This is a genomic window from Dysosmobacter sp. HCP28S3_G4 (assembly GCF_052065175.1).
GTDB lineage: Bacteria > Bacillota > Clostridia > Oscillospirales > Oscillospiraceae > Oscillibacter.
Genome location: NZ_JBQHUP010000007.1, coordinates 1 through 21,624, shown reverse-complemented (window position 1 = coordinate 21,624; position 21,624 = coordinate 1). Strand labels below are relative to the sequence as shown.

19 protein-coding genes are annotated in these 21,624 nt (G+C 62.6%); 9 read left to right on the top strand and 10 right to left on the bottom strand.

Going from position 1 to position 21,624, the window contains the following annotated elements; translation table 11 throughout:
- The first annotated feature begins 186 nt into the window (after nucleotides 1-186).
- The 3 genes from ACTNBU_RS03080 (at nucleotide 187) to ACTNBU_RS03070 (ending at nucleotide 4,383) form a co-directional block, all read left to right on the top strand.
- Nucleotides 187-1,959 (top strand): adenine deaminase, encoded by a 1,773-nt coding sequence (locus ACTNBU_RS03080; RefSeq protein ID WP_441030606.1) that lies wholly within the window; start codon nucleotides 187-189, stop codon nucleotides 1,957-1,959.
- Between the two features lie 42 nt (nucleotides 1,960-2,001).
- On the top strand, nucleotides 2,002-3,324 hold the full coding sequence (locus tag ACTNBU_RS03075; RefSeq protein ID WP_441030604.1) for an NCS2 family permease: 1,323 nt from the start codon (nucleotides 2,002-2,004) through the stop codon (nucleotides 3,322-3,324).
- A 165-nt stretch (nucleotides 3,325-3,489) separates the two neighbouring features.
- Nucleotides 3,490-4,383: an aldose 1-epimerase family protein gene (locus tag ACTNBU_RS03070; RefSeq protein ID WP_441030602.1), complete on the top strand. Its 894-nt coding sequence runs from the start codon at nucleotides 3,490-3,492 to the stop codon at nucleotides 4,381-4,383.
- A gap of 218 nt (nucleotides 4,384-4,601) precedes the next feature.
- On the opposite strand, the gene bioA is transcribed toward ACTNBU_RS03070, so the two are convergent.
- From bioA to ACTNBU_RS03050, 4 genes are all read right to left on the bottom strand, one after another.
- Nucleotides 4,602-5,789 carry an adenosylmethionine--8-amino-7-oxononanoate transaminase gene (bioA, locus tag ACTNBU_RS03065; protein ID WP_441030600.1) on the bottom strand — a complete coding sequence of 396 codons (1,188 nt, stop codon included), beginning with the start codon at nucleotides 5,787-5,789 and terminating at the stop codon, nucleotides 4,602-4,604.
- A gap of 202 nt (nucleotides 5,790-5,991) precedes the next feature.
- Nucleotides 5,992-6,675 (bottom strand): dethiobiotin synthase, encoded by a 684-nt coding sequence (gene bioD / locus ACTNBU_RS03060; RefSeq protein ID WP_441030598.1) that lies wholly within the window; start codon nucleotides 6,673-6,675, stop codon nucleotides 5,992-5,994.
- The gene (bioB, locus tag ACTNBU_RS03055) at nucleotides 6,668-7,642 is read right to left on the bottom strand and encodes a biotin synthase BioB (RefSeq protein WP_441030596.1); all 975 of its coding nucleotides are present in this window, start codon (nucleotides 7,640-7,642) and stop codon (nucleotides 6,668-6,670) included. The genes bioD and bioB overlap by 8 nt, the downstream gene beginning before the upstream one ends.
- Nucleotides 7,639-8,193 carry a biotin transporter BioY gene (locus ACTNBU_RS03050; RefSeq protein ID WP_441030594.1) on the bottom strand — a complete coding sequence of 185 codons (555 nt, stop codon included), beginning with the start codon at nucleotides 8,191-8,193 and terminating at the stop codon, nucleotides 7,639-7,641. Before ACTNBU_RS03050 ends, bioB begins: the two co-directional genes overlap by 4 nt.
- Nucleotides 8,194-8,435: 242 nt before the next feature.
- Between ACTNBU_RS03050 and ACTNBU_RS03045 the strand changes: the two genes are divergently transcribed.
- Entirely contained in the window at nucleotides 8,436-9,653 is a 1,218-nt protein-coding gene (locus ACTNBU_RS03045; protein WP_441030592.1) for an MFS transporter, read from the top strand.
- 110 nt (nucleotides 9,654-9,763) lie between these two features.
- Here the strand turns inward: ACTNBU_RS03045 and ACTNBU_RS03040 are convergent, their stop codons facing one another.
- The 5 genes from ACTNBU_RS03040 to malQ all read right to left on the bottom strand — a co-directional run bounded on the left by ACTNBU_RS03040 (nucleotide 9,764) and on the right by malQ (nucleotide 14,265).
- Nucleotides 9,764-10,339 (bottom strand): ATP-binding cassette domain-containing protein, encoded by a 576-nt coding sequence (locus ACTNBU_RS03040; RefSeq protein WP_441030590.1) that lies wholly within the window; start codon nucleotides 10,337-10,339, stop codon nucleotides 9,764-9,766.
- Nucleotides 10,339-11,094 carry an ABC transporter permease gene (locus ACTNBU_RS03035; RefSeq protein WP_441030588.1) on the bottom strand — a complete coding sequence of 252 codons (756 nt, stop codon included), beginning with the start codon at nucleotides 11,092-11,094 and terminating at the stop codon, nucleotides 10,339-10,341. Before ACTNBU_RS03035 ends, ACTNBU_RS03040 begins: the two co-directional genes overlap by 1 nt.
- Nucleotides 11,084-12,190 carry an ABC transporter substrate-binding protein gene (locus tag ACTNBU_RS03030; protein ID WP_441030586.1) on the bottom strand — a complete coding sequence of 369 codons (1,107 nt, stop codon included), beginning with the start codon at nucleotides 12,188-12,190 and terminating at the stop codon, nucleotides 11,084-11,086. The genes ACTNBU_RS03035 and ACTNBU_RS03030 overlap by 11 nt, the downstream gene beginning before the upstream one ends.
- A gap of 78 nt (nucleotides 12,191-12,268) precedes the next feature.
- Nucleotides 12,269-12,532: a TM1266 family iron-only hydrogenase system putative regulator gene (locus ACTNBU_RS03025; protein ID WP_441030584.1), complete on the bottom strand. Its 264-nt coding sequence runs from the start codon at nucleotides 12,530-12,532 to the stop codon at nucleotides 12,269-12,271.
- A 254-nt stretch (nucleotides 12,533-12,786) separates the two neighbouring features.
- Nucleotides 12,787-14,265, bottom strand: a complete 1,479-nt coding sequence (gene malQ / locus ACTNBU_RS03020) for a 4-alpha-glucanotransferase (RefSeq protein ID WP_441030582.1) — start codon at nucleotides 14,263-14,265, stop codon at nucleotides 12,787-12,789.
- A gap of 419 nt (nucleotides 14,266-14,684) precedes the next feature.
- Between malQ and ACTNBU_RS03015 the strand changes: the two genes are divergently transcribed.
- The 3 genes from ACTNBU_RS03015 (at nucleotide 14,685) to ACTNBU_RS03005 (ending at nucleotide 18,609) form a co-directional block, all read left to right on the top strand.
- Nucleotides 14,685-15,905, top strand: coding sequence for an argininosuccinate synthase (locus ACTNBU_RS03015; RefSeq protein WP_441030580.1), 1,221 nt, complete (start codon nucleotides 14,685-14,687; stop codon nucleotides 15,903-15,905).
- A 191-nt stretch (nucleotides 15,906-16,096) separates the two neighbouring features.
- Complete coding sequence (gene argF / locus ACTNBU_RS03010) at nucleotides 16,097-17,083, top strand: ornithine carbamoyltransferase (protein WP_441030578.1); 987 nt, start codon at nucleotides 16,097-16,099, stop codon at nucleotides 17,081-17,083.
- A gap of 215 nt (nucleotides 17,084-17,298) precedes the next feature.
- A complete protein-coding gene (locus ACTNBU_RS03005) occupies nucleotides 17,299-18,609 on the top strand; it encodes a helix-turn-helix domain-containing protein (protein ID WP_441030573.1) in 1,311 nt (436 codons plus the stop codon).
- Between the two features lie 75 nt (nucleotides 18,610-18,684).
- Here the strand turns inward: ACTNBU_RS03005 and ACTNBU_RS03000 are convergent, their stop codons facing one another.
- Nucleotides 18,685-19,701 carry a LacI family DNA-binding transcriptional regulator gene (locus ACTNBU_RS03000; RefSeq protein ID WP_441030571.1) on the bottom strand — a complete coding sequence of 339 codons (1,017 nt, stop codon included), beginning with the start codon at nucleotides 19,699-19,701 and terminating at the stop codon, nucleotides 18,685-18,687.
- A gap of 316 nt (nucleotides 19,702-20,017) precedes the next feature.
- Here ACTNBU_RS03000 and gap point away from each other — a divergent pair, with 316 nt between their 5' ends.
- Both gap and ACTNBU_RS02990 read left to right on the top strand, forming a co-directional pair.
- Entirely contained in the window at nucleotides 20,018-21,031 is a 1,014-nt protein-coding gene (gap, locus tag ACTNBU_RS02995; RefSeq protein ID WP_441030569.1) for a type I glyceraldehyde-3-phosphate dehydrogenase, read from the top strand.
- 163 nt (nucleotides 21,032-21,194) lie between these two features.
- Complete coding sequence (locus ACTNBU_RS02990) at nucleotides 21,195-21,491, top strand: site-specific integrase (RefSeq protein ID WP_441030567.1); 297 nt, start codon at nucleotides 21,195-21,197, stop codon at nucleotides 21,489-21,491.
- Nucleotides 21,492-21,624 lie beyond the last annotated feature (133 nt).

The following is a 21,624-nucleotide window of genomic DNA, read 5'->3' as shown; positions in this document are numbered from 1 at the left end:
GAAATCTATACAAAGAAGCGGCGAAAACAGCCAACGGGGTGAACATGGTCGGAAAAGGCGCGGAGAGATATTGACAATCCGGCATTTTCTAATATTATAGTAGGGTATGACTGCAAAAGCGCGGCGTCCACAGGCTGCGCCTTTGTCTGCTGTTTGAGGAATACGCGGTGAGAAATGGAGGACGATATGAGAACCAGAAAGACGAAAGACAGAAGCCGTCTGATCCAGGCGGCCATGGGGAAGCTCCCCTGTGATCTGACCATCGGAAATGTGCAGTACTTCAACGTGTTCACCGGCGAGATTTATCCGGCAGAGGTGGACATTCTGGACGGCTTCGTGGTCCGGGTGCGGGAGGAGGGCCAGGAGGCGCCCCTGCCCGCCGCATCGTATTACGATGGCAAGGGCAGCTATCTGATCCCCGGCTTCATCGACACCCACATGCACGTGGAGAGTACCATGATGATCCCGGAGAACCTCAGCCGGGCCATCCTGCCCTGGGGCACCACCACCATCTGCACAGACCCCCATGAGATCGGCAACGTCATGGGCGTGGACGGCGTGAAGTTCATGCTGGAGAACGCCAAAAAGTCCGCCCTGCGGCAGTATGTGCTGGCGCCCTCCTGCGTGCCCGCCGTGCCGGAACTGGAGAGCACTGGCGCCGTGTTCGGCGCCGAAGAGGTGGGCGAACTGCTGGACATGGACGGCGTGGTGGGCATCGCGGAGATCATGGACTTCGTGGGCGTCTATCAGGACAGCCCCCGGATGCACAGCATCATCGACGAGGGCGAGAAGCGGGGAATGTATCTCCAGGGCCACGCCCCCTACGTCAGCGGCAAGGAGCTGGCGGCCTACCGGGTGGGCGGTCCCCAGAGCGACCATGAGAGCGCCACCGCCGCCGAGGTCCGGGAGAAGCTGCGCTGCGGCATCCACGTGAACCTGCGGGCCAGCTCCCTCATCGACAATCTGACCGATCTGGTGGACGGCTGCCGGGATCACCTCTGGCGGGACTTCGTGTCCATCTGCACCGACGACGTCCACGCCAAGGACCTGCTGACCACCGGCCATATCAACCGGGTGGTCCGGAAGGCGGTACAGGCGGGTCTGGACGGCCGTGAGGTCATCAAGATGGGCACCCTCAACGCCGCCCGGGAGTACGGCTTCGACGACCTGGGCGCCGTGGCCCCCGGCTACATCGCGGACATCCAGCTGGTGAAGGAGCTGGACGGCCGGATGCCCGACGCCGTGTTCGTGGAGGGCCGTCTGGTGGCGGAGAACGGGCAGTATCTGGGCGGCGACCGCCAGGAGGGCGCCTACGACTTCGTCAACACCGTCAACGTGCCCCAGATCCGGTGCGCGGACGACTTCCGGATGCTGGTGCCGGAGGGGTGGCAGGGGGACACCATCCCCGTCCGGGTCATTACGCCCCTGGACGCGGGCCGGGTCCTGCGGACCGCCAAAACCGTGGAGCTGCCGGTGAAGGACGGCGCCGTGGACATCAGCGGCCATCCCGAACTGCTGTTCGTGGCGGTGGCCAACCGCTACGGCACCGGCGGCAAGACCATCGCCGTGTACGAGAGCTTCGGCCTGAACCGGGGCGCTCTGGCCTCCACCGTCTCCCACGACAGCCACAACCTCACCGTGGCCTACCGGGACACGGACAGCGCCTTCCTGGCGGCGGAGACCCTGCGGAAGTGCGGCGGCGGTGTGTGCGCCGCGGCGGACGGAGCGGCCACCTGCCTGCCCCTGCCGGCGGCGGGCCTCATGTCCCAGGAGTCCTGCGAAAAGGTGGCGGAGCAGATCAGCCAGGTCCAGACGGCCCTGAACGACATCAGCGACGGCACCGTGAAGCTGCTGGAGACCGCCATCATGTCCCTGCCGGTGCTGCCGGGCATCGTCATCACGGACAAGGGACTGGTGGACGGACTGAGCCAGAGCTTCGTCCCGGTGTATGACATCTGACCTGCCGGGAAAAGACAGAGAGAAACGTTTTAGGAGGAAATCATGGAAAAAATCTTCAGACTGAAAGACCACAACACAGACGTCCGGACGGAGATCATCGCCGGCCTGACCACCTTCATGACCATGGCCTACGTGCTGGCCGTGCAGCCCAGCGCCATCGTGGGCTTCGGCGACGCCGCCTATATCGTGGACTGCAATGGCGTCGTTATCAGCAAGTCCGCCATCCTCATCATGTGCGCTCTCATCAGCGGCCTCATCACCCTGCTGATGGCCTTCTACGCCAACATGCCCTTCGCCCTGTCCACCGGAATGGGCACCAACTTCCTGCTGGGCGCCCTGATCCAGTCCGGCGACATGTCCTTCGGCTCCGCCATGGTCATCACTCTGGTGTCCGGCATCATTTTCGTGCTGCTGACGGTGCTGGGTCTGCGGGATCTCATCGTGCGGATGATCCCCAAGAACATCAAGGTGGCCATCTCGGCCTCCATCGGCTTCTTCATCGCCTATCTGGGCTTCAAGAACACCGGCATCGGCAACTTCACCGACGGCATCGCCATGGGCGACTTCACCGACCCCGCCGTACTGCTGGCCATCGCCGGCCTGCTGGTGATCTCCATCCTCACCGCCTATCAGGTGAAGGGCGCCATCCTCATCGGCATCGTGGTCATCACCATCGCCGGCATCCCCCTGGGCATCACCACCCTGCCGGAACATTTCTTCGCCGTGCCCGACGCCGCCGACCTGGGCAACGTGTTCCTGAACTTTGACTTCAGCGGCCTGCTGGCCGCCAACGCCGCCGTCTGGATCTTCGTCGCCTTCTTCGGCGACTTCTTCTCCACCCTGGGCACCGTTCTGGGCGTGGCCGGCAAGGCCAAGATGCTGGACCAGGACGGCAACCTGCCCGACATCCAGAAGCCCTTCCTGGTGGACGCCGTGGGCACCTGCGTGGGCGCCGCCTGCGGCTGCACCACCATCACCACCTATGTGGAGTCCTCCTCCGGCGTGGAGGCCGGCGGCCGCACCGGCCTGACGGCCCTGACCACCGGCGTCATGTTCCTGCTGACCATCTTCGCCGCGCCCCTGTTCATCATCATCCCCGACGCCGCCACCGGCCCGGCCCTGATCTTCGTGGGCTTCCTGATGATCAGCGGCTTCGCGGAGATTGACTTCTCCAACTTCACCGAGGCCTTCGGCCCCTTCATCATGATCATGTTCGGCGCCTACACCGCCAACATCGCCGCCGGCATCGGCAGCGGCATTCTGGCCCATGTGGCCATCAAGGTGGCCACCGGCAAGCACAAGGAGATCCATCCGGGCCTGTACGTCCTGTGTATCCCCCTGCTGCTGTACTTCATCTTCAGCTGAGCGGGCTGACAGCGATCGAACCGCGCCGCCATGGACATCCGTGGCGGCGTGGTTTCTGTTATCTCCGGATCCGGAGGGGGATGGTGGAAAACAGACGTGGATTTTCCCCGGAGTTCGTGCTACAATCATGACAGAAACCAACAAAGAGACAGGGAGGAATACACCATGCTGATCGAGCTTCAAAAGGGCGGCCTCCGGGCCGTGACGGACACCCACGGCGGAGAGCTGATCTCCCTGCGGGACGCGGCGGGGACGGAGTACATCTGGGGCGGCGATCCGGCCTTCTGGCCCGGACGGAACCCCAATCTGTTCCCCATTGTGGGAAATCTGAAGGACGGCACTGTCCGCTTTGACGGAGAGCCCTTCCGGATGGGCCGTCACGGCTTCGCCCGGAACAGCGAGTTCTCCCCGGCGGAGCAGGCGGCGGACGCTGTGACCTTTCTCCTGGAGGACAGTGAGGAGACGCGGGCGCAGTATCCCTTCCGGTTTGCGCTCCAGGTCCGGCACCGGCTGTTGGAGGACGGCTTCGCCACGTCCTTCACGGTGGAGAACCGGGACGACAAGACCATGCCCTTCTGCGTGGGCGGACACACGGCCTTCCGCTGCCCGCTGTATCCGGAGGAGCGGTTCGAGGACTATGACATCGCCCTGGACCGGCCGGAGGACACGCCCATGCTGCTGCTGAACGGCCAGGGCAACATCCTCCATGGCGCGTCGGAGGACGTTCTTCAAGGCACCGGCGTTATCCCCCTGGACCACGCCCTGTTCGACCGGGTGGACACAGTGATTTTCGACCGGCCCCAGTCTTGCGGCGTTAGTCTCCGGCACCGGGAGGGCGGCCACGGCGTCCACTTGGACTTCACCGGTTTCCCCATGGTGGCCTTCTGGACCAAGACCGGCTGCGCCGCACCCTATATCTGCCTGGAGCCGTGGCACGGCTGCGCTGCCCTGGACGACGAGAGCGGCGAGTTCCGGGACAAGCCCCACTGTATCCTGCTGGAACCGGGAGGGCGGCGGACTCTGACCTACACGGTGACCCTGCGGCCCAGGAACAGCTGAGCACATGAAAACGACAGAACGGCTCCGGACGCCTACCAATGTCCGGAGCCGTTTCTTCAGCAGACCACAGGGGATCAAAACGGGCATCCGGTGGAAACCGGATGCCCGCAGCCTGTCGAAAAACCCGGTTGCCGCCTAATTGCGCAACCGGGTTTCTCGACAGCCTGAGGGGGTGGAAATGTGTTTTTTCCAGCGCCTTTCTCTTTTTCCGTGCCGTCTTATCTCCGGAACCAGGCCTTCATGGTGTCCAGGATCTTCACCAGCTGCTCCTCCTCAATGACATACGGCACCATGGCGTACATGTACCGCAGGAAGGGACGGCTGAACACCCCCCGGTCATAGGCGAACTTCTTGAAGCCGTCCAGTACCACGGCGTCATGGACCTCGATGCAGACGCAGCCGCCCATGATCCGGACCTCCTTCACCCGGGGATCGGCGAAGCCCGCCATCTCCCGGCGGGTGATGGCCTCGATGCGCCGGATTCTCTCCGGATAGTTCCCCTCCTCAAAGAGCTGGATGGACTTCAGCGCCACGCTGCACGCCAGGGCGTTGCCCATGAAGGTGGGTCCGTGCATCAGGGCGTGGGGCGGATCGTCGCTGTAGAAGCCGTCGTACACCCGCTTGTTGGCCACCGTGACGGCGTGGCCGATGTAGCCGCCGGTGAGGGCCTTGCCCAGACAGAGGATGTCCGGCAGCACCAGATCCGACACGAAGCGGTTGCCCGTGCGGCCGAAGCCCGTGGCCACCTCGTCGAAGATCAGCAGCACGTCGTACCGGTCGCACAGCTCCCGGGCCCGCTTCAGGAACGACACGTCGTACATCAGCATTCCGCCGGCGCCCTGGAGCAGCGGCTCCACGATGAAGCAGGTCAGCCGGTCGCCGGACTCCGCAAATGCACGCTCCAGCGCCGGGATCTCCGTGGGGATGTGGATGACGCCCTTCTTCTCCCCGAAGGCGAAGTGGTAGTCCTCGTCGTCGCCCACCTCCATGGTCTTGAAGGTGTCGCCGTGGTAGGCGTGGGTCAGGGCCAGCACCGTGTCCCGTTTGCTGCCCCGGTTGGTGTTGAACTGTAACGCCATTTTCAGCGCCACCTCCACCGCCACGCTGCCGGAGTCGGAGAAGAAGCAGTAGTCCAGATCGCCGGGGAGCCAGTCCGCCAGCTTCGCCGACAGCTGTTCCACCGGCTCATGGGTCAGGCCGCCCAGCATCACGTGGGCGAAGTGGTCCAGCTGGGAGCGGATGGCCTCGTCCAGCACCGGATGGTGATAGCCGTGGATAACGCTCCACCAGGAGGAGACGGAGTCGATGAGCTTCGTGTCCTCGGTGTAGAGGTAGACGCCTCTGGCGTCCGTCACCCTGATGGGCGGCGCCATGGTCTTCATCTGCTGATAGGGATACCAGATCATATTGTTTCTCTCCTTTATACGAAAACTGATGAAACCGTTTGATAGCGGGTCGCGCGTTCCGTTTTTATGATCAGTGAGACTCCAAATCTCTGATTTGGCCCGTCGAACTGATGCACAGCAGACGCCCAATGGTGCCGCTGCACAATTCGAGCGTGCGCAGCACGCGGGATTCTTGATGAAGCGCTTTCATCAAGAATCCGTATTACTCGTACAGTGCCACCAGCGCCGCCGGGCTGATGTCCAGCTCCCTGTCATCGTCCCGGACCTTCGCCAGAATGTCCAGGCCGGTGAAGTGCCGGCACATCTCCAGATTGTCCTCCTCCATGACGTCGCCGGGGTGACAGTGGTTGAAGATCAGGCCCCTGACGGGGATGCCTTTCGCCCGCATATAGGACACCGTCAGGCCCACGCTGTTGATGGTGCCCAGCCCCGCGTCCGCCACGATGACGCAGGCGGCGTCCAGCTCCCGGATCACGTCCTCCAGCTGGATCTTCGCCTCGTCGAAGCAGATGGGGCACAGGATGCCGCCGCTGCCCTCCACGGTGATGTAGTCGTATTCCGCTTCCAGGGCGGCGAAGCCCGCCTTCACCACGTCCATCCGCACCGGATTTCCCTCCAGCCGGGAGGCCAGATGAGGGGAATAGGCGTTCTCGTACACGTAGGGGCACATGCTCTCCAGGGACTGGCCGATGCCCGACACCTGTTGGACGCACAGGGCGTCGCCGGGGATCAGGGTGCCGTCGGGACGGCGGACGTTCCCGCTCATGGCGGCCTTGTAGTATGCCGCCCGCAGCCCCGCCCCATGGAGCTTTTTCACCATCAGGGCGGTGATGTAGGTCTTGCCCACGTCCGTGCCGGTGCCGGTGACAAACAGTTTCTTATTCATTCCACAGCCCCGCCTTGTAGCCCAGCTTGTCCAGCAGCCGCATGTCCGTCTCGATGGTGATGCCGGAGGTGGTGAGCATGTCGCCGGAGATGGCCGCGTTGGCACCGGAGTGGAAGCAGCCCTCCCCCTTGTCCGCGATGAGTCCCCGCCCCCCCGCCAGACGGATGGAGGCGTTGGGCAGCAGGAAGCGGTAGACCGCCACGATCCGCCGCTTGTCATCGTCGCTCACCGGCTCGTTGTGGGCGTAGGGCGTGCCGGGGATGGGGTTCAGGAAGTTCACCGGCACCGACCGGACCCCCAGCTCCCGCAGGGTCAGGGCCATGTCGATGCGGTCCTCCATGGTCTCCCCCAGGCCCATGATGCCGCCGCTGCAAATGCCCAGGCCCGCCCGGCGGGCGGCCTTCAGGGTCTCGATTTTCTCGTCGTAGGTGTGGGTGGTGCAGACCGAGGGGAAATAGGACCGGGAGGACTCCAGGTTGCAGTGGACCCGGCTGGCCCCCGCCTCCCGGAGCTTCCGGAACTGTTCCTCTCCCAGCAGGCCGAAGGACACGCACACCTCGATGGGGACGCTCTCCCGGATGGCCCGGATGCTCTCACACACCTGATCCACCTCCCGGTCGCTGAGCCGTTTGCCGGAGGTGACGATGGAGTACCGCAGCACGCCCCGCTCCGCGTTGTACCGGGCCTGGGCCACGATCTCCTCCGTGCCCAGCAAGGGATACTCCTGGACCTGGGTGGGATAGTGGGCGGACTGGGCGCAGTACTTGCAGTCCTCGGAGCAGCGGCCGCACTTGCCGTTGATGATGGTGCAGATGTCGAAGGTGTCCCCGCAGAAGTGCCGCCGGATCTCGTCGGCAGCTTCGCACAGTTCCTCCAGTGGCGCATCCAGCAGGTCCAGGGCCTCCTCTTTGGTCAGGGACGCCCCCGCCAGTACGGCGTCTTTCCGTTCTTCCAGCGTATGGTTCATTTTTCAGCACGTTCCTTTCTCAGAATGGGGATCAGCCGCTTTCCAAGGAACGCGGCCAGAATGCAGAGCAGGATGTCTCCCGGCACCGCCAGGAGGAAGCAGTACAGAAACAGCGTCCAGATGCCGATGCCGGTGCCCACGTAGAAGGTGCAGATCAGCCAGTAGTACAGCATCCCCAGAGCGTAGACGATGAGCAGGCCCAGGAAGTTGGCCCCCAGCAGCCGCTTCAGAGACGGCTGGGCCGTCCGGTTGGCGATGGCCCCCGTCACGTAGGAGGCGATGCAGAAGCCGATGAGATAGCCGAAGGTGGGCTGGAACACGTAGCCGATGCCGCCGCCATCGGCGAACACCGGCAGGCCCAGCAGGCCCACGCACAGATAGACCAGCACGCTCAGCGCGCCGTACTTGCCCCCCAGCAGCAGTCCCGCCAGCATGGTGAACAGGAATTGCAGGGTGAACGGACACACGGGGACAGGGATGCGGATGAATGCGCCCACGGCGATCAGTGCGGCGAACAGGGCCATCCGGACCAGATTTTTTGTGTTTCCCATTGTAAACCTCTTTCTATTTCAAAGTTAACAACAGGATACATCGTGCCGGTTTGATTGTCAACCAATTATTTTTATACAGTTTACATTTGAAAGAAACAGGGCGCGGAACGGAGAAATCTGCCGGAGACTGTAAATTTTGGGTGGCATCCCCGGGGCAGGCATGGTATGATGAAAGAACTTGCGGGCCGTGCCCGCGGAAGAACCGCCGCGTCATCTGCGGCTTTTGAAGGAGCGTACCCATTATGCCGAAGTCAAGAGAGCGGGCCGTCCGGCTGTTTATTCTGGTGCTGATCTGCGTGGCCGTCACCAGCGGCCTGGGCAACAGGATCCTGTCCAACTATTTCAAGGAGGTCTATCAGGTCACCTCCGCCCAGCGGGGCTTCATCGAGATCCCCCGGGAGAGTCCCGGCATCCTGTGCATGGTGCTGGTGGCGGGCCTAGGCTTTCTGGGCAATATCCGTCTGGGCATCCTGGCCCAGATCATGATGCTGGCAGGCCTGATGGTTATGGGCTTCCTGTCCCCCGGCTACGGCGTCATGCTGATCTTCCTGTTTCTGTACTCCCTGGGCGAGCACCTCTTCATGCCCCTCAGCGACTCCATCTCCATGGATCTGGCCCGGGACGGCAAGGTGGGCACCGCCCTGGGCAAGTTCAAGGGCGTCACCACCATGGCCTCCATGGTAGCATCCTGCGCAGTGTTTGTGGGCTTCCGGGCGGGGTTCTTCTCCTTCCAGAGCCGGGTCATCCTGCCCTTTGCCATCGGCGTGGCGGCGTCGGCCCTGGCGGCCTTCTTCCTGTGGCGGCTGGAGGGCTGCATGACCACCGCCCCCTGCAAGGTCACCAACCACAAGCTGCTGTTCCGCCGGGAGTATGTTCCCTATTACATGGTGACGCTGGCCTACGGCTGTCAGAAGCGGATCCGGCTGGTATTCGCCCCCTGGGTCATCATTGAGCTGCTGCACCGGGGCGCGGACGTGGCGGCCCTGCTGACCATCGTGGTGCATCTGGTGGGCATGGTGGTGGCCCCCATCCTGGGCCGGATGCTGGACCGGCTGGGGATGCGGCGGATGCTCCTCATTGAGGCTGCTTATATCGTGGTCACCTTCTGTGTTCTGGGCGTCCTGGCCGGACAGCTGGCGGCGGGCACCTTCGGCGCCGGCTGGCAGGCGTGGGTGGTCTACGGGGCCTACGTGCTGTGCCTGCTGTTCGACCAGTTCAACATGGTCCACGCCTTCCTGATGCGGTCCATCGCCCTGTCCCCCGACGAGGTCACCCGGTCGCTGTCCGTGGGCCTGGGAGTGGACCACATCATGGCCATCGTGGCCTCCCCCATCATGGGACTGATCTGGGAGGGGGCCGGCGTCCAGTACGTGTTCTATCTGGCGGCCCTCTCCGCCCTGTTCCAGGTGGCCGCCGCGGCGATGGTGAAGCGCCGTGGGCTGGAACCGGCCCGGAAATAACCCGCAAAATGCCAACGGCCCGGAGGCGATCCTCCGGGCCGTTCCTTGTATCTGCTATCCGCAGAAAACGCGCTCCCCGCCGCCATGGCAGGGAGCGCGTCTCTGTTTTGTCATTTCTTCAGCCGGACGGTCCGGGCGGCGAAGGCCCCGCCGTCGGATTCGTCGTGGGTCACCAGCAGGACGGTCTTCCCCGCCGTCCGTGCCCGGATGGCCTCCACGCACCGGCGGCGGCTGTCCATGTCCAGGCCGGTAAAGGGCTCGTCCAGCACCAGCAGGTCAAAGGGCGCGATGAGTGCCCGGGCCAGGGCCGTCCGGCGGCGCATTCCGCCGGAGAACTCCCGCACCGGCTTGTTCTCCGTGTCCTTCAGCCCCAGTTCCCGCAAAAGCGACTTTGCGGCGGCTTCGTCGTAGGCCGCCCCCAGGACGAACCGCAGGTTCTCCGGAGCCGTCCGGCCCGGCAGCAGCCGGTCCTCCTGAAACACCGCCGAGAGCCGGACGCCGTCCAGCCCCTCCACGCTGCCGCTGTCGGGCTTCTCCAGCCCCAGAATGATCCGCAGCAGCGTGGTCTTGCCCTCTCCCGAGGGGCCCATGACGCAGGTGACGCCGGGCCCGGCGGTGAAGGACACGTCCTCCAGCACCGGCTCCCCGTCGTAGGCTTTGCACAGATGGGATACCCGCAGCTCCATTATCCGCCCATCCTTTCCGCGAAGGCGTCCAGCAGCCGGAGGAACAGCTTCTCAAAGCCCACGGACACCGCCACGATGGTGACGGTCCAGGCGAACAGCTCCGGCACCTCAAAGTAAATTTTGGACTGGTACAGCCGCTCGCCCAGAGAGCCGGCGGTCAGGCCGATGACCTCCGCCGCCACGCCAGACTTCCAGCACAGCCCCAGCCCCAGGGACGCCGCCGTCCGGAAGTAGGGCAGCACCTGGGGGAGGTAGATGCCCGTCAGCCGCCGGGACAGGGGCACCCGGAACACCCTGGCCATCTCCAGCAGCTGGGGGTCCGTCTCCCGGACGCCGGTGAGGACGTTGCCGCAGATCACCGGGAACACCATGAGAAAGGCGATGAGCAGCGGCAGGCGGGATTTGTCCGGCAGCCACAGGTAGGCCAGAATGATGAAGGACATCACCGGCACCGCCTTGATGGATGCCAGCAGGGGCGAGAGCAGCTCGCCGAAGCGCCGGTACCGGGCCGCCAGCGCCCCGCAGGCGATGCCCGCCACGCAGGCCAGGAGGAAGCCCCCCAGAATGCGGACGGCGGACCCGCCCACGGCGGACCAGAAGGCCCCGGTGCCCGCCAGTGCGGCCAGGCACCGGGCCACCGTCAGCGGGGAGGGCAGCAGCAGGGGCTGGTCCAGCGCCATGCTGCCCAGCTGCCACACCGCCATCCACACCGCCACGGCCCACAGCCGGAACCGGCCGCCCCGGTCAGATGCCATAGTAGAAGTCGTCGCCGGGCAGGGTGCCGCCCACGGACTGGGGCTCCTGCTCCGCCAGAACGGACAGATAGCCGGAGAGCTTGTCGTGCATCTCCGCGCCGGTGATGCAGACGATGTTGCAGTAGGGCAGGGCCTTCTCCGCCACGGCGGCGTCCACGATGCCCAGTCCGCCGATGAGGGCGGCGGCGTCAGAGATGTTGGCGTTGACCCAGTCCACGGAGGCGGCGTAGTCCTTCAGGAAGGCCTCCACCGCGGCGGGATGTTCCTCTACGAAGGCTTTCCGGGCCACCACCACGCCGGTGAGCAGGGCGGAGCCGTTGTTCAGGGCGTCCCACTCCGCCGTCAGGTCCAGCGCCGTCCGCAGGCCCTCGATCTTGCCCTGGGCCACGGTGACGAAGGGCTGGGGCAGCATAGCGATGTCGGCGGCGCCGGAGGCCATGGCCGCCACGCACTCCGCGTGCTCGGACTTCCAGTCGATGGTGACGTCATTGTCCGGGTCCACGCCGTTCTCGCTCAGCAGATACCGCAGGGCGTACTCCGGGGTGCTACCCTTGCCGGCGGAGACGATGGTCCGGCCCTTCAGGTCCGCCATGGACTGGACGGTGTCGCCCTTTTCCACGATATACAGCACGCCCAGGGTGTTCACCGCCAGGGTGACCATCTGGCCCTCGGTCTTGTTGTACAGGGTGGCGGCCAGGTTGGCGGGGACGCAGGCCACGTCCAGATCGCCCTTGATGAGGCTGGGGGCCACCTCGTCGGCGGCAGCCGCCAGGGTGAACACGTAGGAGCCGCCGTTTTCAGACGTCTCCTCCACCAGCGGCTCGGACTGAGGGGCTTCCGCCACACCGAAGGCGTCCATCAGCTTCACCAGGCCCATGGCGGTGGGGCCCTTCAGCGCCGCCGCCCGGACGGTGACGGTCTCCTCCGCGGGCTCCGGGGCCACAGAAGCGCCGGAGGACGCGGCGCCGGAAGATGCCGCCGCACTGGACGCCGCCGCGGCGCCGGAGGACGCGCCGGTGCTGCCGCCGCAGGCGGCCATGGACAGGGCCATGACGCCGGCCAGTACCAGCGCCGTCAGTTTCTTGAAATGCTTCATCTTGATCTTCCTCTCATCTGAATGAATTCATATATCCCTCCGGGACGGGCGTCCCGGCGAAACATCAGATCCGGGACGTCACAGGGCGTCCTCCGGGGCGTAGACGGTCTTGGCGGTGACGCCGGGGAGCCGTCCCAGCTTGCCGGACAATGCGGAGATGGCGTCGCCGGGGGCGTCCAGGGCCACGCTGATGATGTTGACCTCCCGCTGGCGGTAGGGCACGCCCATCCGTCCGATGATGTACTGCCCGTACTGGTGCAGCAGGTCGTTGAGCCGGGCCACGGAGTCCGGGTCCTTGACGATGATGGCCAGCACGGCCACCCGGGTGGCTTCCTTTTCCATAGGTTCTCCCTCCAAATCGTTCGTTTGATGCAAAAAGCCCCTCCGCCGGTCTGGCGGAGGGGCTGGAAGCGCGACAGATCATCCGCGGGACGGCGTCGCCCCGCAGCGGCTGGCTTTCTTCCGGCTTGGAACGCATCCTCGCCCGTCAGAACGGCAGATCAGTTGTGGAAAGGGTCCGCCGGTCAGAACAGGCTTCCCGGGGACAAGTGTGATTGTAGCACAGGACGGCCCCGCCGTCAACGGTGGGTTTCGCGTCAGCAGCGGCCGTAGGTGTGGGTCATGGCCCGGATGTCCTCCGCCAGAGCGTCCGTCACCTGGCCCGGCAGGAGCCGCCAGCGCCAGTTTCCTTCCGCCACGCCGGGGACGTTGGTCCGGGCCTCGCTGCCCAGGCCCAGATAGTCCTGGAGCTGGGCCACGAACAGCTGGGCCACGCTGCCCTGTCCCGCCCGCAGCAGGGCGTTTTGGGCATTATCTACATCTTTTATGCCGAGATATTGGTCGGCAAAGGCCTTTTCCGCCTTGCCGGCGTGGGCGTACCAGCCCGCCGCAGTGTCGTTGTCGTGGGTTCCGGTGTAGCAGACGCAGTGGGCGGGATAGTTGTGGGGCAGATAGCTGTTGGACGGATCGGAGAAGGCGAACTCCAGCACCCGCATCCCCGGCAGGCCGGACTCCTCCCGGAGTTGGTGCACCCCGTCGGTGAGGATGCCCAGGTCCTCGGCGATGTAGGTAGTCTGATAGAACCAGCCGGTGAGCACCCGCAGCAGATCCATGCCCGGCCCCTTCTCCCAGGCGCCGTTTTTGGCGGTCTTCTCCCCGGCGGGGACGGCCCAGTAGCTCTCAAAGGCCCGGAAGTGGTCCAGACGGATGGCGTCGAACAGCTTCACGGCGCCCTCCACCCGGCGGATCCACCAGCCGAAGCCGTCGGCCTTCATGGCCGTCCAGTCGTACAGGGGGTTCCCCCACAGCTGGCCCTCCTCGGAGAAGTAGTCCGGCGGCACCCCCGCCACCTTGGCGGGACTGCCCTCGCTGTCCAGCAGGAACTCCTTCCGCTCGCTCCACACGTCCGCCGAGTCCATGGACACGTAGATGGGCAGGTCCCCGATGATGGACACCCCCAGTTCGTTGGCGCAGGTCTTCAGTTCGGCCCACTGTTGGAAGAACACATACTGAATATAGGTATGGTAGCGGATCTCCTCCGCCAGCTCCGTGCGGTACTGCTCCACCGCCCCGGGACGGAAGTCCCGCAGGTCCTTGTCCGGCCAGTCCTGCCAGGAGACGTTGCCGAACCGCTCCTTGGCCGCCTTGTACAGAGCGTAATTTTTCACCCAGGGATTCCCCTCCGTAAAGGCCTCCACCTGGGCCTTGTCCCGCTGGTACCCGGCCTGGAACGCCTTGCGCAGCAGCTTCTCCCGCACGGCCTTCACCGCCGGATAGTCCACCAGCGGCGCCTGGGGCATTCTGGCAGCAGCCAGATCCACTTTGGTCAGCAGGCCGTCCTCCGCCAGCAGCTCCAGGTCGATGAGCAGCGGATTTCCCGCAAAAGTGGACTCGCTGGAGTAGGGGGAGTTCCCCGCCCCCACGGGGCCCACCGGCAGCACCTGCCACCAGGTCTGGCCCGCGTCTCTGAGAAATTTGACGAAGGTCCGGGCCTCCCGGCCCAGGGAGCCGATGCCGTACGCCGACGGCAGCGCGTATACGGGCAGCAGAATGCCCGCGGAGCGTCTGATCTCCATGAAAGTCCCCCAATTCCGCCGCGGTGCGCGGCTTTTTTCTGTCTTTTTACCGCCGCTCTCCCTCCCGGGGAAAACGCCGCTTTTATTTTATGGATTCCCCGTCGGGATGTCAAGCACGGCTCCGGGCCGCCTGTGTCGCCTGTACATGAACAGCATGAATAATCCGTCATTCGGTATTCACATAGTCTCCTTGCCCGTGAGGGTGAATGTTTGACAAATTTGCTTCCGCAAAACGGTTGCGGCATTCGTTTAGCTCTGTATAATTTCGTATATTATACGTTATTAATTGCATAATTTGTCATAATGATCAAAAGTCTTCGGAAACACGCGAAATTCTTATGCAAGTTCCCAGTTGAATATATATTCACCTTAGTCGTATAATTCTACCACTACCAAAACACAAACGGAGGATTCGTATCATGGATAAAGCAAACATTAAAAAGATCGTGCTGGCCTATTCCGGCGGCCTGGACACTTCCATCATCATTCCCTGGCTGAAGGAGAACTACAACGACCCGGAGATCATCGCCGTGGCCGCCGACGTTGGCCAGGGCGACGAGCTGGAGGGCCTGGAGGAGAAGGCCATGAAGACCGGCGCGTCCAAGCTGTACATCGCCGACCTGGTGGACGAGATGGTGGACGACGTCATCATCCCCTCCATGAAGATGGGCGCCAGCTATGAGCAGTATCTGCTGGGCACCGCCTTCGCACGGCCCGTCATCGCCAAGAAGCTGGTGGAGATCGCCAAGGCCGAGAAAGCCGACGCCATCGCCCACGGCTGCACCGGCAAAGGCAACGACCAGGTCCGGTTCGAACTGGCCATCAAGCACTTCGCCCCGGGCATGACCGTCATCGCCCCCTGGCGGGAATGGGCCATCAAGAGCCGTGAGGAGGAGATCGACTACGCCGAGGCCCATCAGGTACCTCTGAAGATCAGCCGGGAGACCAACTACTCCAAGGACAAGAACCTGTGGCATCTGAGCCATGAGGGCCTGGATCTTGAAGACCCCGCCAACGAGCCCCAGTACGAGAAGCCCGGCTTCCTGGAGATGAGCGTCTCCCCCGTGGACGCCCCCGACGCCCCCACCTATGTGACCCTGGACTTTGAGCAGGGCACCCCCGTGGCCATCGACGGCGAGAAGATGAAGGCCAGCGACATCATCCGCAAGCTGAACAAGCTGGGCGGCGACAACGGCATCGGCCTGCTGGACATCGTGGAGAACCGGCTGGTGGGCATGAAGGACCGCGGCCTGTACGAGACCCCCGGCGGCACCATCCTCTACAAGGCCCACCAGTGCCTGGAGATGATCACCCTGGACAAGGACACCGCCCACATGAAGTCCAAGCTGGCGGTGGATTTCGCGGACCTGGTCTACAACGGCAAGTGGTTCTCCCCCCTGCGGGAGGCCCTGTCCGCCTTCGCGGAGAAGACCCAGGAGCACGTCACCGGCACCGTGAAGCTGAAGCTGTACAAGGGCAACATCGTCACCTCCAGCATCACCTCTCCTGAGACGCTGTACTCCGAGAATCTGGTCACCTTCGGCGAGAGCGACTACGACCAGAACCAGGCCACTGGCTTCATCAACCTGTGGGGCCTGCCCGATCAGGTCCAGGCGCTGCGGAGCCAGGGCGCTCTCTGAGACTGATTTCAAATAAAAGGCTTTATTTGAAATCCCGCGTGCTCTGCACGCTGGTGCCGCACGTGCCGCGCGTCACCACGTCCCATAAAAACCTGACGCGCTTTGCGCTATCAAACGCTTTTCAAGCTTTTGATCAGGTTTTCGTATGATACTGCGGCCATTCCCAATTCACGAAAGCGAGGCAGACCCCCATGAAAAAACCTGCTCATTTCCTGAAGCTCCTGGACTTCACTCCGGAGGAGATCCAGCAGTTTCTGGACACCGCCGCCGATCTGAAGTCCAAGAAGAAGGCCGGCATCCCCCATCGCTATCTGGACGGAAAAAACGTGGCGCTGATCTTCGAGAAGACCTCCACCCGCACCCGCTGCGCCTTTGAGGTGGCCGCCCGGGATCTGGGCATGGGCACCACCTATCTGGACCCCTCCGCCTCCCAGATCGGCGCCAAGGAGACCATCGCCGACACCGCCCGCGTGCTGGGCCGGATGTACGACGGCATCGAGTACCGTGGCTTTGAGCAGGAACGGGTGGAGAAGCTGGCCGAATATGCCGGCGTCCCCGTGTTCAACGGACTCACCAACGAGGCCCATCCCACCCAGGTGCTGGCGGATCTGCTGACCATTCAGGAGTATTTCGGCCATCTGAAGGGCGTCAAGCTGGTGTACATGGGCGACGCGGCCTACAACATGGGCAACTCCCTGATGATCGGCTGTGCCAAGATGGGCATGTACTTCGTGGCCTGCGCCCCGGAGACTTACTTCCCGGACCCGAAGCTGGTGGAGACCGCCCAGGCAATCGCACAGGAGACCGGCGCCGTGCTGGAGTTCCTGACGGACCCCATGGAGGCCACCAAGGGCGCCGACGTCATCTACACCGATGTATGGGTGTCCATGGGCGAGCCCCCCGCCGTCTGGGAGCGGCGCATCCAGGATCTGGCCGCCTATCAGGTCAATATGAAGCTGATGGAGAACGCCGGACCCCAGTGCTGGTTCATGCACTGTCTCCCCGCCTTCCACAACCGGGACACCAAGATCGGCAAGGAGATTGGCGAAAAGTACGGTCTGGACGCCATGGAGGTCACCGACGAGGTCTTCGAATCCCCCTTCTCCATCGTCTTCGACGAGGCGGAGAACCGGATGCACACCATCAAAGCCGTCATGTATGAGCTGATGAAGGATTGATTTGCTTCCTATCCTACTCTCCATACTGAAACGCTCCCTCGGACTTCCGGGGGAGCGTTTCGGCCTTTCTTTCGCCGCGGCATCCGGTGGACAGGCCGGAAACCACCCTCATTTCCGGTCCGCAACCGCCGGTTGACAAAAGGAAACCCGCCGGTGGTTGTCAATTTCTCGCCGGTCTGTTACCATGGACCCATGAACAGCAAGGAGGGAACGCCATGGAATCATCCGCCACCCTGGGCCAGCGTATCCAGGAGGGCCGTAAAAGCGCCGGGCTCAGTCAGGAGGCCCTGGGCGAACAGCTGGGAGTCTCCCGGCAGGCCGTCAGCAAATGGGAGTCCGACGCCGCCGTGCCGGAGCTGGAAAACCTCATCGCCATGAGCCGCATCTTCGGCGTGTCCATTGGGGCGCTGCTGGGGGTGGAGCCGCCGGAAGTGCCGGAGCGGGAGCACCCCCTGTCGGAAAAGGAACTTGCCGCCGTGGAGGCCATCGCCGCCAAATACCTGTCGGAGACGGAGCAGTTCCGTCCCCGACGCAGCCGGAGGCAGAAAGTGCTGGCCATTCTGGCGGCGGTGCTGGCCGGAGCGCTGGTGCTGACGCTGTGTGTCCAGATGCGGCGCATGGAGCGGCAGTTCCGGGGCGTGCAGGATCAGGTCAACAATATCCGGGACGACATGGCCTGGCAGATCAGCGGCATCACCGGGCAGATCAGTGACATTCTGGGCGAACAGGAGAATCTGTTGGCCGATTCCGCCGTGGACGTCACGGACTATGATCTCACAGCCGGAACCGTGACCCTCTCCGTCTCCGTCCTTCCCAAGGAGCGGACGGAGGACACCGCCGCCTCGTTTACCGCCCGGCTGTCCGACGGACGCACCTTTACCGCGGAGGGGACGCTGTCCGGGAACGCTTACGCGGCGGAGAACTGGGTGATCCCCATGGACCATCATATCGACCTCTCCGTGGCCCTCTCCAGCGGCGGCACCGTCCGCACCGGACCGGTGGAGACGCTGTACGACTGCGGGCCGGGTAATTTCCGGCCTCTCATCGACTTCACCTGGGGTGCCAGCTGGTCCTCCGGCAGCAGCAGCGTGAAACTCAACACCTTCGCCCTCACCATCCAGCCCAGCCGGGCAGGTGCTCCGGATCTGACGGCGGTGGACCTGTGCTTCTACCGCAGCGGCAGCGCCGCGCCGGAGCGGGTCATCCCGGTGGAGGAGGCGGTGGAACTGAGCCGCACCGCCGGCATGGTGGAAATGAGCCATATCTCCGGATACGAGACCTCTCTGGAGTTGGCCCCCGGCGACGACGTGGTCATCGCCGTCCGGGTGCGGGACAGCCATGGGCAGACGTTCTACGGTGTGGGCAGCGTCTTCCAGGCCGGAGAACAGGGCGGCATCGATTCGTTGTTCGGTGCTGACAACTGGGCGGACTGGACTCCCGGCACGCCGGTCCGCTCCCTGGCGGACGCCTCCCTGTCGGACGGCCAGTCCGGCACCCGCTATGAGACGGCGATGCCTGTGGTATAAGTCTCATCGATCCCAGAACGAAAAATACCCCCGCCGGATGTCCGGCGGGGGCTTCGTCTCTGATGGCTACACGGTTCAGCGGTCGGAGTGGTTCCAGGAGGTGGGCTGGGTGCAGGGGCGGTATGTAGAGGTCAATACCTGCTCAAACACCGGGGCGTCCGGGTTCTCCACCCGCTTGAGGATCTGCTCACCGGCGGCTTTGCCCAGCTCCACCACCGGCTGGATGATGGAGTCCATCTGACTGGAGTAGAGCCGGTAGAAACCGGAGTCGTAGTCCACGAAGCTGACGATGTCGATGTCCTTGCCCATCTGCAGCCCCTTCTGGTTCAAATGGGTGATGCTGTCGATGGCCATGAGGCCGTTGGTGGCGATGACCGCGTCGCAGCCCGCCTCCAGCAGCTCGTCCAGGCAGTGGTTGGCGCTGTTCTCCATGGAGTCGCCGTAGCGGATGAGGGCGCTGTCCACAGGCAGGCCGCAGTCCGCCGCCGCCTGTTCATAGGCGGAGATCCGCTCCCGGGTGGTGCTCAGCCGGGGCAGACCGCCGATGATGCCGATGCGGTGGTCGCCCTTGCCCACCAGGCGGCAGACGGAGCGGTAGATGGGCTGGAAATTGGAAACGCAGACGGAGGAATACTTCTTGGTGGAGAAGGTGCGGTCCACCAGCACCACCGGGAACCCGGCAGGGATCAGACTATCCAGCCGCTCCGGATCGTCTATGGTGGAGGCAATGAGCAGGCCGTCCACCAATCCGGCGGACAGCAGGCGGATGTTGGTCTCCTCCCGGTCCATGTCCTCCTTGGTATTGGCGATGATCAGATGATAGCCCGCCTGGGCCAGTACGCCCTCCACCGATTCGATCATGGTTGCGAAGAATTTATTGGAGATATCGGGCACAATAAAGCCGATGGTCTTTTTCTTTCCCGTGCGGAAGCTCCGGGCGGAGGCATCCGGTGTATAGCCCAGCTGGGCAATGGCCTGATACACCTTTTCCTTTGTTTCATTGGAGACGTATCTGGTATGGTTAATAGTATGGGAGACCGTGGCTGTGGACACCCCCGCCATTTTCGCCACATCGCTGATGGTCACTTTCATCCGAATTCACCCTCACTTACGTAAATAAGGAAAATTTTTCAAGCCATTGCGTAATCATTTAGTTCATTCAGTATAAGCCCCCCGCGCCCGAATCGTCAAGCCCATTTTGCAATTATTTTAACATCTCTGTCAAAAAACATCGATTTTCGCCAAAAGCAACGGATTAACATTATCAAAAATGACAGTTGCAGTCCGAAGTGAGTTGTGTTACGATACTGATGAAATCGTTGAAGAAATCGTTGCGCAAACGATTTAGTGGGCGGCCACGATGTCAGTCAAATTTCAGGCCGCCAACATTGAAAGGAGTTTTTTCATTATGAAAACCCAGATTGGTATCAATGGCTTCGGCCGCATTGGCCGCCTGGTCTTCCGCGCCGCTCTGACCCGCAGCGATGTGGAGGTCGTCGCTCTGAACGATCCCTTCATGACTCCCGACTATATGGCTTATATGCTGAAATATGACACCACCCACGGCAAGTTCAACGGTGAGGTCAGCTTCACTGAGAACGCGCTGGTGGTCAACGGCAAGGAGATCCCCGTCTTCACCGCCAAGGAGTGCAAGGACATCCCCTGGGGCACCGTGGGCGCTGAGTATATCTGCGAGTGCACCGGCCAGCACCTGACCAAGGAGCTGTGCAAGGGCCACATCGAGGCCGGCGCCAAGCACGTTGTCATGGGCGCTCCCTCCAAGGACGACACCCCCATGTTCGTCATGGGCGTCAACAACAAGAAGTACACCTCTGACATGACCTATGTCTCCAACGCTTCCTGCACCACCAACTGCCTGGCTCCCATCGCCAAGGTCCTGCAGGAGAACTTCGGCATCAAGGAAGGCCTGATGACCACTGTCCACTCCGTCACTCCCACCCAGAAGATCCTGGACGGCGCTTCCCTGAAGGATTGGCGCGGCGGCCGCGCTGCCTGCGGCAACATCATCCCCTCCTCCACCGGCGCCGCCAAGGCTGTCGGCAAGGTCATCCCCGAGTTGAACGGCAAGCTGACCGGCATGTCCATGCGCGTTCCCACCCTGGATGTCTCCGTCGTCGACCTGACCGTCACCCTGGAGAAGCCCGCCTCCTACGAGGAGATCTGCAAGGCCATGAAGGCCGCCTCCGAGGGTGAGCTGGCCGGCGTCCTGGGCTACACCGAGGACCCCGTTGTCTCCTCCGACTTCCTGGGCGATCCCCGCACCTCCGTGTTCGACGCCAAGGCCGGCATCGCTCTGACCGACACCTTCGTGAAGGTCGTGTCCTGGTACGACAACGAGTGCGGCTACTCCAACAAGATGGTGGACCTGATCCGCTATATGTCCTCTGTGGATCATCAGTAATCTGGCAGAAAAGTCTATTTTTCGCAACTTTTCTTAGCACATTTCACTCTTTTCTGAGTTGTTCTATTGGCATAAACTGTCCCAAGTGGAATAACGATATTTTTCGTTGTTCCAACAGGTGAATCCCCCATTTACAAAGAAAACACTCCTTTTTCGGTATCACATGGCCGGAAAAGGAGTGTTTTTTATGTTGTTGGCTACCGTAAAAGATGAGTTCGTATTCCATTGCCAGAGCCGAAATCTATCCCCCAAAACAACGAAGAATTATGGAAGACAAATTCAATATCTGTTCAATTACCTCGCACAAGAATATCAAATAACTCATATTGAAGATGTGAAGCCAGAGTATATTAAGGCGTTTCTTTTGAAGATGAAACCTAAGGAACCTCTGAATAATAGACTTTGTCCTGTTCCTGGTCGATGTATTAGCCGCTATTTGCACTTGGTTAAGGTAGTTTAAGCAAAAAATAGCCATTTATTTCGGCCCGGCGTAAAATTTTGTGTAAGCGATATTCGACAAAGTCAAGAATGGCACTGGAAAGTAGGGCGGATTCTGGCCTGAATCCCTTGTTTACCGAAAGTCATGGCGGTCA

Bases quoted from the DNA above. Each gene is read 5' to 3' on its own strand.
- ACTNBU_RS03080 (WP_441030606.1), top strand. From the start codon at position 187: ATGAGAACCAGAAAGACGAAAGACAGAAGCCGTCTGATCCAGGCGGCC.
- ACTNBU_RS03075 (WP_441030604.1), top strand. From the start codon at position 2,002: ATGGAAAAAATCTTCAGACTGAAAGACCACAACACAGACGTCCGGACG.
- ACTNBU_RS03070 (WP_441030602.1), top strand. From the start codon at position 3,490: ATGCTGATCGAGCTTCAAAAGGGCGGCCTCCGGGCCGTGACGGACACC.
- bioA (WP_441030600.1), bottom strand. From the start codon at position 5,789: ATGATCTGGTATCCCTATCAGCAGATGAAGACCATGGCGCCGCCCATC.
- bioD (WP_441030598.1), bottom strand. From the start codon at position 6,675: ATGAATAAGAAACTGTTTGTCACCGGCACCGGCACGGACGTGGGCAAG.
- bioB (WP_441030596.1), bottom strand. From the start codon at position 7,642: ATGAACCATACGCTGGAAGAACGGAAAGACGCCGTACTGGCGGGGGCG.
- ACTNBU_RS03050 (WP_441030594.1), bottom strand. From the start codon at position 8,193: ATGGGAAACACAAAAAATCTGGTCCGGATGGCCCTGTTCGCCGCACTG.
- ACTNBU_RS03045 (WP_441030592.1), top strand. From the start codon at position 8,436: ATGCCGAAGTCAAGAGAGCGGGCCGTCCGGCTGTTTATTCTGGTGCTG.
- ACTNBU_RS03040 (WP_441030590.1), bottom strand. From the start codon at position 10,339: ATGGAGCTGCGGGTATCCCATCTGTGCAAAGCCTACGACGGGGAGCCG.
- ACTNBU_RS03035 (WP_441030588.1), bottom strand. From the start codon at position 11,094: ATGGCATCTGACCGGGGCGGCCGGTTCCGGCTGTGGGCCGTGGCGGTG.
- ACTNBU_RS03030 (WP_441030586.1), bottom strand. From the start codon at position 12,190: ATGAAGCATTTCAAGAAACTGACGGCGCTGGTACTGGCCGGCGTCATG.
- ACTNBU_RS03025 (WP_441030584.1), bottom strand. From the start codon at position 12,532: ATGGAAAAGGAAGCCACCCGGGTGGCCGTGCTGGCCATCATCGTCAAG.
- malQ (WP_441030582.1), bottom strand. From the start codon at position 14,265: ATGGAGATCAGACGCTCCGCGGGCATTCTGCTGCCCGTATACGCGCTG.
- ACTNBU_RS03015 (WP_441030580.1), top strand. From the start codon at position 14,685: ATGGATAAAGCAAACATTAAAAAGATCGTGCTGGCCTATTCCGGCGGC.
- argF (WP_441030578.1), top strand. From the start codon at position 16,097: ATGAAAAAACCTGCTCATTTCCTGAAGCTCCTGGACTTCACTCCGGAG.
- ACTNBU_RS03005 (WP_441030573.1), top strand. From the start codon at position 17,299: ATGGAATCATCCGCCACCCTGGGCCAGCGTATCCAGGAGGGCCGTAAA.
- ACTNBU_RS03000 (WP_441030571.1), bottom strand. From the start codon at position 19,701: ATGAAAGTGACCATCAGCGATGTGGCGAAAATGGCGGGGGTGTCCACA.
- gap (WP_441030569.1), top strand. From the start codon at position 20,018: ATGAAAACCCAGATTGGTATCAATGGCTTCGGCCGCATTGGCCGCCTG.
- ACTNBU_RS02990 (WP_441030567.1), top strand. From the start codon at position 21,195: ATGGCCGGAAAAGGAGTGTTTTTTATGTTGTTGGCTACCGTAAAAGAT.